The organism is Brevibacterium linens (genome assembly GCF_003999335.1).
Classification (GTDB): Bacteria; Actinomycetota; Actinomycetes; order Actinomycetales; family Brevibacteriaceae; genus Brevibacterium; species Brevibacterium linens.
Map to the genome: position 1 here is coordinate 1,323,357 of NZ_CP026734.1, position 11,448 is coordinate 1,334,804.

Annotated in this window: 11 protein-coding genes; 9 read left to right on the top strand and 2 right to left on the bottom strand. The window is 64.4% G+C overall.

The window, feature by feature from the left end; all coding sequences use genetic code 11:
- Window positions 1–143 precede the first annotated feature (143 nt).
- The 8 genes from CXR29_RS05880 to CXR29_RS05915 all read left to right on the top strand — a co-directional run bounded on the left by CXR29_RS05880 (window position 144) and on the right by CXR29_RS05915 (window position 8,803).
- Window positions 144–1,229: an inositol-3-phosphate synthase gene (locus tag CXR29_RS05880; protein ID WP_127364120.1), complete on the top strand. Its 1,086-nt coding sequence runs from the start codon at window positions 144–146 to the stop codon at window positions 1,227–1,229.
- A 300-nt stretch (window positions 1,230–1,529) separates the two neighbouring features.
- Window positions 1,530–3,113 (top strand): AbgT family transporter, encoded by a 1,584-nt coding sequence (locus tag CXR29_RS05885; protein WP_127364121.1) that lies wholly within the window; start codon window positions 1,530–1,532, stop codon window positions 3,111–3,113.
- A gap of 216 nt (window positions 3,114–3,329) precedes the next feature.
- Complete coding sequence (locus CXR29_RS05890; protein WP_101555381.1) at window positions 3,330–4,124, top strand: Bax inhibitor-1/YccA family protein; 795 nt, start codon at window positions 3,330–3,332, stop codon at window positions 4,122–4,124.
- Between the two features lie 261 nt (window positions 4,125–4,385).
- On the top strand, window positions 4,386–4,712 hold the full coding sequence (locus CXR29_RS05895; protein ID WP_127364122.1) for a hypothetical protein: 327 nt from the start codon (window positions 4,386–4,388) through the stop codon (window positions 4,710–4,712).
- Window positions 4,713–4,731: 19 nt separating this feature from the next.
- Window positions 4,732–6,312, top strand: a complete 1,581-nt coding sequence (locus tag CXR29_RS05900) for a molybdopterin-dependent oxidoreductase (RefSeq protein ID WP_241241606.1) — start codon at window positions 4,732–4,734, stop codon at window positions 6,310–6,312.
- A gap of 163 nt (window positions 6,313–6,475) precedes the next feature.
- Entirely contained in the window at window positions 6,476–6,682 is a 207-nt protein-coding gene (locus CXR29_RS05905) for a hypothetical protein (protein ID WP_101555432.1), read from the top strand.
- A complete protein-coding gene (locus CXR29_RS05910; RefSeq protein WP_101555379.1) occupies window positions 6,679–8,229 on the top strand; it encodes a sodium/proline symporter in 1,551 nt (516 codons plus the stop codon). Before CXR29_RS05905 ends, CXR29_RS05910 begins: the two co-directional genes overlap by 4 nt.
- Window positions 8,219–8,803, top strand: a complete 585-nt coding sequence (locus CXR29_RS05915; RefSeq protein WP_101555378.1) for a hypothetical protein — start codon at window positions 8,219–8,221, stop codon at window positions 8,801–8,803. The genes CXR29_RS05910 and CXR29_RS05915 overlap by 11 nt, the downstream gene beginning before the upstream one ends.
- 28 nt (window positions 8,804–8,831) lie before the next feature.
- Here CXR29_RS05915 and CXR29_RS05920 read toward each other — a convergent pair whose 3' ends face one another.
- A complete protein-coding gene (locus CXR29_RS05920; protein ID WP_127364123.1) occupies window positions 8,832–9,254 on the bottom strand; it encodes a VOC family protein in 423 nt (140 codons plus the stop codon).
- Window positions 9,255–9,317: 63 nt separating this feature from the next.
- On the opposite strand from CXR29_RS05920, the gene CXR29_RS05925 reads away from it, so the two are divergent.
- Window positions 9,318–10,184 (top strand): helix-turn-helix domain-containing protein, encoded by an 867-nt coding sequence (locus CXR29_RS05925; protein ID WP_241241607.1) that lies wholly within the window; start codon window positions 9,318–9,320, stop codon window positions 10,182–10,184.
- 59 nt (window positions 10,185–10,243) lie between these two features.
- Here CXR29_RS05925 and iadA read toward each other — a convergent pair whose 3' ends face one another.
- Window positions 10,244–11,398 carry a beta-aspartyl-peptidase gene (gene iadA, locus CXR29_RS05930; protein WP_127364125.1) on the bottom strand — a complete coding sequence of 385 codons (1,155 nt, stop codon included), beginning with the start codon at window positions 11,396–11,398 and terminating at the stop codon, window positions 10,244–10,246.
- Window positions 11,399–11,448: the final 50 nt, after the last annotated feature.

Here is an 11,448-nt window from a genome sequence, read left to right on the forward strand (position 1 = left end):
TGCCGTGTTCGGATGCCGGTGTTCGGCATTTTGACGCGGACATTATTATGGTGAGTCGGGGCCGAAGCGAAGTCCCGCAGGGCCAACCGCCCGTGTGGGACCCTCCCGCCGCTCGGTGAAACCCGTACAGACAAAGGAGAATTGTGGGAACGAAATCGATTCGAGTCGCGATTGCCGGACTGGGCAACTGCGCCTCGTCCCTGATCCAAGGCGTGGAGTACTACCGGAACGCGTCGCCCGGGACGAAGGTTCCCGGCCTCATGCACGTGGAATTCGGGGATTATCACGTCGGTGACATCGATTTCGTTGCCGCCTTCGACGTCGACGGCAAGAAGGTCGGCGTCGACATCGCCGAGGCCATCACCGCCAGCGAGAACAACACCATCAAACTCGCCGACGTGGAGCCGACCGGCATCGAGGTCCTGCGCGGACCCACCCTCGACGGTCTCGGTGAGTACTACCGCGACACGATCGTCGAATCCGACCGTGAGGCCGTCGACGTGGTCAAGGCACTCAAGGACGCCGAGGCGGATGTCCTCGTGTGCTACCTGCCCGTCGGTTCCCAGGAAGCCGTCGAGTTCTACGCTCAGGCCGCCATCGACGCGAAGGTCGCCTTCGTCAACGCCCTGCCCGTGTTCATCGCCGGCACCAAGGAATGGGACGAGAGGTTCCGTGCCACCGGTGTCCCGATCGTCGGTGACGACATCAAGTCCCAGATCGGTGCGACCATCACTCACCGTGTGATGGCGAAGCTGTTCGAAGACCGCGGCGTCGTCCTCGACCGGACCTACCAGCTCAACGTCGGCGGCAACATGGACTTCAAGAACATGCTCGAGCGTCAGCGCCTCGAGTCGAAGAAGATCTCGAAGACCCAGGCCGTGACCTCGAACACGTCGGCTCAGCTGTCCGACCGCGACGTCCACATCGGACCCAGCGACTACGTCGAATGGCTCGACGACCGCAAGTGGGCGTTCGTCCGCCTCGAGGGCCGCAACTTCGGCGACGCTCCCGTGTCCCTGGAATACAAGCTCGAGGTGTGGGATTCGCCGAACTCTGCCGGCGTCATCATCGACGCCGTGCGTGCGGCGAAGATCGGCCTCGACCGCGGAATCGGCGGGGCCCTCATCTCCGCCTCCTCGTACTTCATGAAGTCGCCGCCGGAGCAGAAGGACGACGACGCCGCCCACGAGGCCGTCGAAGCCTTCATCCGCGGCGACCTCGAACGCTGATCTCGCCGAGGCGGCCCACCCTCAGCCCGAGTGCTGCGCCGCCATCCGGCTGGCAGGGCGCCGACCGCAGACATCTGCGGTCGGCGCCCTGCCGCATTCACCAAGGTCGGTGAGTACGAGACCACACTGCCGCCTCGGCGGGGGACGGGTGCATCTGGCAGCCTCCGAACATCCGGAATATGAGATTCCCGCGACACAATGCTGATTGTCCATGAGACTTGCCCCTTGAGGTGATCGCACTCACAGGAGCGACACCTGGCTCAACGCATTCGCCAGCGCCACACCGACCGAGGAGAACTGATGTCGAGCACCACACCTGCGACCGCAGAGAAGAGGACCGACGGTTCCGAGCTGAGCTGGCTCATGCGCGTCCTCGTCATCATCGAGAAGGCCGGCAACAAACTGCCGCACCCGTTCTGGCTGTTCCTGTCGCTGGCGGTCATCGTCATGGTCCTCTCGGCGATCTTCTCGTCCACCGGTCTCAACGCCGTCAACCCGGCCACGGACGAGAAGGTGACGGTGACGAACCTCTTCGCCACCGAATCGCTGCGAGAGATCGTCGCGGGAGCGACGAACAACTTCGTCACCTTCCCACCGCTGGGACTCGTGCTCATCGTGCTCATCGGCGTGGCCGTGGCCGAACAGTCCGGACTCATTCCGGCGATGCTGCGCGGCACCATCGCCGGAGCCTCGCCGCGGTGGATCACGTTCATCGTCGCCCTGGCCGGAACCGCCGCGTCGATCGCCTCCGATGCGTCCTACATGATCATGATTCCCCTCGGCGGGCTCGCATTCAAAGCTGTCGGCCGCAATCCGCTGCTCGGCTGCCTCGTCGCCTATGCCGCGACCTCGGGAGGCTATTCGGCAGCGCCGATGGTCAATTCGCTCGACACGATCCTCGGCGGTCTCTCGACCTCGGCCGCGCAGATCATCGACGCGGACTACACCGTCAGCCCGGTCGCGAACTTCTACTTCAACTTCGTCTCCATGTTCGTCGTCGCCATCGCCGTGACCCTGGTGACCGAGCTGGTCCTGTCCAAGCGCGCCGACCAGATCGAACTCGACGAGGAGGCCGATGACGATCCGGACAGCTTCGACGTCAAGATGGCGCTCGACGCCACGGAGAAGCGCGGAATCGTCATCGCCGTCATCTCCATCGTCGTCTGCGCCGCAGTGCTGTTCGCCCTCGCCTGGCCCGCCGGATCGTTCCTCCGTGATGAATCCGGAGGCTTCGGCCCCGAATCGGGTCTGATGGCCGGAATCGCCGCGATCATCGGCTTCGGCTTCTTCATCGTCGGCATCGTCTACGGCTACGCCACCGGGTCGATCAAGCGCACCGCCGACATCCCCGAGATGATGGGCAAGGGTCTGCTGCCCTTCGTCCCGGTCATCGTCCTGTTCTTCGCGGCCAGCCAGTTCCTGGCGCTGTTCAAGATGTCCAACCTCGGTGAGATCCTCGCGATCAAGGGGGCGGAGGTCTTCGGGGCGCTCGACACCGGAACGTTCGTCATCCTGCTCGGCGGCTGGCTGCTCGTGGCGCTGGGTGCCCTGTTCCTCACCTCCGGATCGGGACTGTGGACGCTCATGGCTCCGGTGCTCGTGCCGATGTTCATGCTCTTGTCCATCGCCCCGGAGACCACTCAGGCGCTCTACCGCATCGGCGATTCGACGACGAACATCATCTCCCCGATGAGCCCGTACTTCGTCGTCGTCCTCGGCTTCGTCCAGCGGTACAAGAAGGATGCGGGCATCGGCACGGTGCTCTCCTTCACGATCCCGCTGTCCTTTTCCATGTTCGTCCTCTGGGGGCTGCTGTTCTTCATCTGGTGGGCCACCGGCATCCCCTGGGGCCCGGGCTCGGCCACCCACTACCAGATGGGCTGAACCGGTCACTCGATGAGCCGGTCCGGGAATTCTCGCGCATGATCGGGTGTTGCCCACCACAGCATCACGATCATGCAACGTCGGGCTCCGCAGGCTGGAATCCTCAGTTCCCGTCCAGACCGTCCGGTTAGACTGTGATCGTGAACGACTGATGCGCAGCTTCTCGGCTGTGCACATTCTGCTCAGATCGAAAGGATCTCGACCGTGAGTAACCCCATGATGAACCGGGCGATCAACCAAGGCGCCCAGGCCGGCCGCAACCAGCCGGTCATGTCCGATCAGGAACTCAACAACCTGTTCAACCAGCCGGCCGCCGAGAACCGCAACGCCGGACCCCAGGTCGCCGACCGCGCGATGACCTACGACGATGTGATGATGAAGACCGGAGTGCTCTTCGCCATCCTCCTCGCCGGAGCCGCCGTCGGCTGGTTCGTGCCGATGCTCGCCTTCCCGGCGATGCTCATCGCACTCGTGCTCGGCCTCGTCAACGCCTTCAAGAAGGAACCGAGCAAGGCCCTCATCATCGGCTATGCCGCGTTCGAAGGCGTCTTCCTCGGCGGCATCTCGTCCATGTTCGAGGCGGCGTTTCCCGGAATCGTCGTCCAGGCCGTGCTCGCCACGCTCTGCGTCTTCGGCGTCATGCTCGCCCTGTTCAAGTTCAAGGGTGTGCGCTACGGCTCGAAGATGATGAAGTTCATGATGATCGCTGTCGGCGGTTACGCGATCTTCTCGCTCATCAACTTCGGCATCGCCATGTTCACCGGCACCGGCGGCGCCCGCAGCGTCGAGGTCAACATCATGGGAATGACGTTCCCGCTCGGTGTCATCATCGGCATCGTCGCCACCGTGCTCGCCGCGATGACCCTGATCATGGACTTCCAGATGATCGAAGAGGGCGTCAAGCACAAGATCCCGGAGAAGTACTCCTGGATGTGCGCCTTCTCGCTCATGGTCACTCTCGTGTGGCTCTACATCGAGATCCTGCGCCTCATCTCCTACTTCAGAGACTGAGCGCAGCGCTGACCGCAGCTGCCAGGCCGGCTGCCGTCGATCGCTGAACGAAGGGCGGACCCCCGAGCGGGGGATCCGCCCTTCGTCATCTGCGCCGAGGCGGCCCGTCCCCGGCGCATGGCCGCGCGACAGTCCGGATTCCGGGACCGAGACAACGGCCCGGAAGCCCGATCAGGAGACCATGACCGCCTGGGTGGGAGACACCTGAGCATCGGCTGATGTTCTGCCGCTGCACCGCTCGATGAGCACTATCATGAGTCCATGACCACAGCAGCGGCGGAACTCGAGACGGAGGTGCGTCGTCTGCGCATCCGGATCATCTCACTGACCGCTGCCCAACTCGACGAGGCGGCCCCACCGGCAGCGAGCAGGCGTGCCGCCATTCGTGAGGCCCTGACCGAATTCTCGCAGGTCGGCTCCGAGGCCCGACCGGTGCCGGAGCTCGCCGATCAGAACCTCGCCGACCAGGTCGTCGTGCTCCTCGAACACGGTCTGCGTTCGGCTCGGACACTGCCCGAACCCGACCGTGAGAACCGCATCGACACCCTCACCGAGGCGGCCGTGCGGCTGCGTCGCACCCTGGCCTGAGAATGCGGACGGGGAAGGCATGATGGCGGGCTCCCGGCGCACGTGGCTGTCCGTGGTCACCGGGGTCGTCGCGACCCTCATCTACTTCGGCACCGCCGAACTCATCGCCCGCAGCCTGGACGTCGCATCAGCCCCGGCACTGCTCATCGGCCAAGCTCTCATCCCGCTGATGCCCACCGTGCTCATCAAGTCCGCGATCGCGGTCTTCGGCACTCACGACAAGCTCGCCCTCGTCATCACCATCGTCGCAGGAGGTGCCGGGTGCGGTGCGATCATCGGGTGGATCGGGGCCCGGCGTCGAAGTCTCGCGCTCGTAGTGCTCATCGGCTTCGGACTGCTGCCCGCCGTCGTCGGCGTCAGCTCCGGTGCCGGTCTTGCGGCCACCGGCCCGAGTCTCGGCGGAGCCGCCGCCGGGGCCGCAGCCTTCCTTGTCCTTCTTCACCTCGCGGGCACGGCGGATCACTCCTCGGTCGATACAGCGGCGGCGGGAGACGACCAGCAGAATCGAACTCCTGCCCGACCCGGGCGACGGGCCTTCTTCGGGCTGGCCGCGGGACTGAGCGCGGTCGGCATCGCCGCCGTCGCGGCCGGGCAGTCCGCGGCCACATTGGCACGCAGTGCGGCAGGCACGGTGACGAAACTCGTCCTGCCGCGGCCGGCCACCTCGGCGCCGGAGATCCCCGCGGGCGCGGAACTCGACGTGTCCGGACTGACTCCGCTGGTCACGGAGACCTCGGACTTCTACCGCATCGACACAGCACTGTTCCCACCGTCGATCGACGCGGGAACGTGGATGCTGCGCGTCCACGGCATGGTCGAGAACGAGTTCACCATCACCATGGCCGAACTCCTCGACCTCCCTCTTCAGGAGCACTATGTGACCCTGACCTGCGTCTCGAATGAAGTCGGCGGCGACCTGGTGGGCAATGCGAAATGGTTGGGCTATCCGATCCGGGACCTTCTGGCCCGGGCGAAACCGCACACCGGCGCAGACATGGTGCTCTCAGGCTCCGATGACGGATTCACCGCCTCCACCCCGCTCGAAGTGCTCACCGACGATCGCGCGGCCCTGCTGGCCGTGGCAATGAACGGCCATGCCCTGCCCCGCGATCACGGATACCCGGCCCGGCTGGTCGTCCCGGGGCTCTGCGGGTACGTCTCGGCCACGAAATGGGTGACCGACCTCGAGGTCACCCGGTTCGCGGACAGGGAAGCGTATTGGACGACTCGCGGCTGGTCCACGCACGGACCCGTCTTGGTGGCCTCGCGTATCGATGTGCCTCGCCCCGGCGCCACCGTGGCACCCAAGAGCGGCGACCGGATCGTCACCGCAGGAATGGCCTGGGCGCAGCACACGGGCATCGCGAAGGTGCAGGTGCGCATCGACAACGGGGACTGGGCGGAAGCGGAACTCAGCGAGGAGCTCACCGCAGATACGTGGCGACAATGGCGATGCGAGCACACGGGACTGAGCTCCGGCACGCACACGGTCGCCGTGCGCGCGATCGACCAGGCAGGCAACGTGCAGACCTCGGAGCGCCGACCGCCTATTCCGGGTGCGGCGACGGGGCTTCACGAGCGCCAGTTCACCGTCGAGTGAGGCGGCACTGCGGAACGGACAGGCAGTACGGACCGACAGCCCGGTCATGCGGTTCGGGCGGTTCCCACCATGCGAACCCGGCGCGGCAGTCTCAGGCTTCTCGCGATAAGTTGTAAGCTCACTCACAGCATCAGTATCCCCGCATCACAACGAGGTGGTCTACGTGTTCGGTCTCCCGACGGCGACGGTCGTCATCATTGCCGGCATTCCTGCGATCTGGGTGATCTACACCCTCGTATTCGTCTTCTTCTCCCGCGGCTGGAGGGCCGAAGACGTGGCCGAGGACCAGAGCCTGGCGTCAAGCGCGAGCGGCACGGATGGACGAGACGGTGGGGCCGCCTCGGCGAAGGGGAACGGGGGAGCGGCATGAATATCGAAACCTGGTTCCTGCTCATCTACTTCGCCGCCATGGCCGGGATCGGTGTGTGGACGCTCAAGGTCGGCTCGAAGGGCAGCGAGGGCTATCTGCTCGGCGGACGCAGCCTGGGTGCTGCGGTCACTGCTTTGCGTCTGCAGTCATCGTCGATGTCCGGGTACATGTTCCTCGGTGCGGGTTCGTTGGCCTATACGAAGGGCTACTTCTCACTCTGGTACGCGATGGGCGACATCGGCGGCGGTGTCCTCAATCTCTCGATCCTCGGCCGGCGGATGCGCAAGCTCTCTCAGATCCTCGGGTCGCTGACGTCGATCGAATACCTCGAACATCGGTATCCGTCGAAGTGGATCCGCGTGATCGCCGCACCGGTCGCCGTGTTCTGCATCTTCTTCTATGTGATGAGTCAGTTCATCGCCGGCGGACGCGGGCTCGAGATGGTCACCGGCATCCCGTACGCGTGGGCGCTGCTCATCGCTGTCGGCGTCATCGTCTTCTACACCTTCCTCGGCGGCTACCTCGCCGTGGCCTACACCGACTTCGTGCAGGCGATCATCATGCTCATCGGCATGTTGTGGATCCTCATCGCCTGCCTGCAGGCGGTGGGCGGATGGACGGCCGGCAACGAGGCGGTCGGGCAGATCAACCCGAACCTGCTGACCATGTGGGGCCCGGACGGCATCGAATCCGTCCAATGGGGAGTCATCGTCGGTGCCGTCCTCGTCTTCTCCATCGGCTATATGGGTTGGCCGCACGTCAACGTCAGCCATATGGCGATGAAGCGGCCGTCGGTGGCCAGGCGCGCCAGCCTCTACGCCACCGGCTTCAATCTGCTGTTCATCCCTGCTCCCTACATCGTCGGCATCATGGCGCTCATCCTGCTGCCGACCTTGGACAACCCGGAGCTCGCAGTCTTCGCAGTCGCCGACACAGTGCTGCCGGACTTCGCCGTGGGCATCGTCATGGCCGGAATCATGGCTGCGATCATGTCCACCGCCGATGCTCTGCTGCTGCAGTCGGGCACGATCGCCAGCCAGGATCTGTTCCAACGCTTCGTCAAGAAGGACATGTCCGACCAGCAGTCCGTGTGGGTGTCGCGGTTCACCGTCCTCGTGCTCGCAGTCATCGGCTACCTCGTCGCCGTGAACGATCCTCCTGCCGTCGCCGAGGTGGTCATCTTCTCCACCACAGTGCTCGGTGCCGCGTTCGTTCCCGTCTACATCGCCGCCGCCTGGTGGAAGAAGGCGAACGTGCCCGGTGCGATCGCCTCGATGATCTTGGGTACCGTGTCGTCGGTCGTATGGCAGCTGACCGGACTCGTCGACGTCACCGGAGTCGACCCGATGGGAATCGGGATCGTCTGCTCGACGTTGGCTCTCATCCTCGTCTCTCTTGCCACCCAGCGTTCGCATCCGGTGCCTGCCCATGTCCTCAAAGCGATGAAGGAGACCGACAAGATCGGCGCGATCCCACCTTCCATGCTCACCGGCCAGAACGACTCCCTGGCCGGTCAGGTTCCGAAGGATGCCCGAGATGAGCGCTGAGACCGGAACCGGTCGCCCGGTCGGCCCGGATCTGCAGGTCGTGGAGCCGGTGCGGATGGATCCGCACGTCACCGCTGCCGAGGCGCTCGCTGTCTTCCAACGCAAACTCCCAGGCGCGCTCGCCGCGGTCCAAGCGGTCCATCATCCGTTCTGGTGGGCTGCCCTCGATGTGCGCACTCGCGGACTCTTCCGTCGGAGCGCATCCGGGCCGGGGCAGCGGATGGACGTGCTCGTCAACGCAGTGTCGGGGAGGGGCATGATCGCCGACTTCACCCCTCGCGGCGCCACTGCGGGTTCATCGGAGTGGTCGAGTCTGATCGGCGGGCAGTCGGGACCGCTGCCGACTCGGGACGAGGCGGAGCGGACTGCGCGATCATTGGCGCGTGCGAAAGTCGTCAAGACGGTGAAGCTCGGAATGGGCATCGAGATCACTCCGGCGGGCGGTCTGCGCGGAGTGCTCAAGCCTAACTGGATCGTCTCCGGAGGAAATGCGAAGCATGAGGCGACGATCCTCGTCGATGGTCTCGATGGGTCTCACTACATCGTGCGGGTGGACAAGGTCGGACAGAGCTGAGAGCTCGGCTGTCGGGCTTGCGGGACTGCTATCCCCAGTTCTTCGCGTCCGAGATGCAGAACGGGTGACCGGCGGGATCGAGGAGAACGACCCAGGTCTCGCCCGGCTGCGGTTCGGCTCGGGTGGCGCCGAGTTCGACGCAGCGATCGGCCGCCGCCTGGATGTCGTCGGCGGCGAGGTCGAGGTGGAACTGCTTGTGTCCGTCGTCGGGCCAGCTCGGTCGCTGATAGTCCGGGATCGTGCCGATGCCCAGAGCATGGCTCGGGCCGGTGAGCATCGCATAGTTCTCGTCCGTATAGGCGATGGGCCAGTCGAGGACGGAGGAGTAGAACTCTCCGAGAATCGCGGCGTTCGGGGCGTCGAGGGTGACCATCGCCAAGGTGGCGACGGGGGCAGCGGTGGTGTCGTCGGCGGTGGTCGCGGCGGTGTCGGTCTTCTGTGTGTCAGTCATGTCTGACATTCTTGTGCCATGGACGATGAGGTCACTAGGAAAAATGCGTCACCGGCAGTAGAGATGCTGGAGCATTTCTTCGGCCGTGTGCTCAAGCCGGTGGGGATGCTCGAGCACGCGCGCTATTCGTCCGTGCGCGTTGTCTCCGAGCGCCTGCGTCCGTTCGTCAAACGCTATTGGGCTGTCGAATGGGACCTGCCGGACGGTGAGAGCTATCAGACTGCGACTCTGTCCGAACCGACCATCCATCTGACCTTCGAGTTCGGCAACAGCCGTCGGGCCCACGTCGACGGGCCGGGTGCGTGGGTGACCGGTCCGGTCACGAAGCGGCGCTTCGATGTGGGAATCTTCGGCCGTGGCGGAGTCTTCGGCGTGAACTTTCAGCCGGGCGCGACTCTGGCCTTCTCCGACGGGAAGCCGGCGAGCATCCGTGATTCGACGGTCCCGGCCGAGCAGTGGTTTCCGAGGTTGGAGACCGACCTCGGACTGGCAGAGTTGTTTGCGCAGTCGCAGACGGCTGAGGCACCGGAGTTCGGTGAGCTGGCCGCGTCGGTGGAGAGCTGGCTGTTGTCGTGGAGACCGCAGATGACCCCGTCGTTCGAACGGCTGAAACGGGTGCTCGACATCCTGTCCGACCCCGACGTCGTGAGCCTGGCGATCCTGGCGGAGAGAACCGATATCGGTGAACGTACCCTGCAGCGGATGTTCAGCAGCTTCTGCGGGGTCGGCGTGAAGAAAGTCCTGGCCCGGGCGCGTGTCATCGACGCCGTCGGTGCGATCGACCGCGGCTGGGACGGAACTCTGGCCGACCTCTCAGCGCACTACGGATGGTTCGACCAATCGCACTTCAGTACGGACTTCGTTCGCGTCACCGGTTTCAGCCCCGCCGAGTACGCGCAGCGGAAGTCGGCGCGGGTCACGCGAAACTGAATCGGGCCAGGGCGGAACAGAGCCACGTGCAGGCAACGATGGCCGCGGTGGGCATCGTGTCAGCGCGTTGTCTGATCAAATGTGCTTCTGACCAGCAGCTCGCCATTTCTGATGGTCGGGCGACCCATGGCGAATCCGTGCTGAACGGTATGCTCTTCGTCGACGAACAGCAGATCGGCGTCAGAGCCCGGTCGGATTCGACCTTTGCGCGGAAGCTTCAACGCATCGGCGGTGTTGGAGGTGACGAACGAGAGGACCTGAGACAAAGACAGCCCACTGGTGTCAGCGCACGCCCACACCTGCTCGAACAGCGTCGACTGATCTGCCAATGTCAATTCCGTCAGGTGTCCATGAGCATCGAATTTCGGCAGACTCCCGTTGGCATCTGATGACAGAGTGAGTCGATCGAGACTGCCGCCGAACTCGGCGAACGCCTTCACAGATTCGACAGTGGACGTACCAGCGGTCATGTCGACATAAGCACCCTTGGCCGCCAGGTCGACCGCCTCGGCGATAAGCTCGACATCACGGGTGATATGGGTGGCATACACAGCATGCGGAGCTATCGGATAGTCGTCGAGGAGGCGAAGAAGTGGTGACAGCCGAGTCGGATGCGAACCTGTATGGAAGTGAGTGACTCCGGCTTTTCCGCTGAGAAGCCCGCCGACATGGCATTGGCTGACGACGTCGGCCAGTTCTTCGATAGTCGGTTGGAACGACCGCCTTTCGGAGATGGCGATCTCTCCGGCCCCGATCACTTTGTCGATGAGGACGATGTCGTCGGCGACGGAACCGGTGACAGTTCGTGCGGGAAGCTGATAACTGCCGGTGTAGACGAATGTCGTGATGCCCTCTTCTTCGAGACCTCGAGCCTTTGCGATGAGGCCGCGGTGAGAGCGGGTGATGGAGTCGGTGCCGAGGCATCCGACGACTGTGGTCACGCCTGCACGGATGATGTCAGAGACGTCGATCTCGGGTGTGCGAGTCGCATACCCGCCTTCACCTCCGCCTCCGATGATGTGCACATGGGGGTCGATGAAGCCGGGCACAGCAGTCAGCCCGGTGGCATCGATGACTGTCGAATCCGGCAGCTGTGCGACGGTGTGGCTGTCCGTCTCGCCGAGGTAGGCGATGCGTGAGCCTTCCACGAGGATGTCGCAGACACCGAGCGGTTCGGGTGCGAATACCTCCGCCCCGCGTATCAGAATGACCATGACTCTCGTGTCCTTTCGATGCCGCTCGGCGTCCGTTATCGGCTTGTTCG

Coding starts and splice junctions, on each gene's coding strand:
- CXR29_RS05885 (WP_127364121.1), top strand. CDS start 1,530: ATGTCGAGCACCACACCTGCGACCGCAGAGAAGAGGACCGACGGTTCC.
- CXR29_RS05890 (WP_101555381.1), top strand. CDS start 3,330: ATGATGAACCGGGCGATCAACCAAGGCGCCCAGGCCGGCCGCAACCAG.
- CXR29_RS05895 (WP_127364122.1), top strand. CDS start 4,386: ATGACCACAGCAGCGGCGGAACTCGAGACGGAGGTGCGTCGTCTGCGC.
- CXR29_RS05900 (WP_241241606.1), top strand. CDS start 4,732: ATGATGGCGGGCTCCCGGCGCACGTGGCTGTCCGTGGTCACCGGGGTC.
- CXR29_RS05910 (WP_101555379.1), top strand. CDS start 6,679: ATGAATATCGAAACCTGGTTCCTGCTCATCTACTTCGCCGCCATGGCC.
- CXR29_RS05915 (WP_101555378.1), top strand. CDS start 8,219: ATGAGCGCTGAGACCGGAACCGGTCGCCCGGTCGGCCCGGATCTGCAG.
- CXR29_RS05920 (WP_127364123.1), bottom strand. CDS start 9,254: ATGACTGACACACAGAAGACCGACACCGCCGCGACCACCGCCGACGAC.
- CXR29_RS05925 (WP_241241607.1), top strand. CDS start 9,318: ATGCTGGAGCATTTCTTCGGCCGTGTGCTCAAGCCGGTGGGGATGCTC.
- iadA (WP_127364125.1), bottom strand. CDS start 11,398: ATGGTCATTCTGATACGCGGGGCGGAGGTATTCGCACCCGAACCGCTC.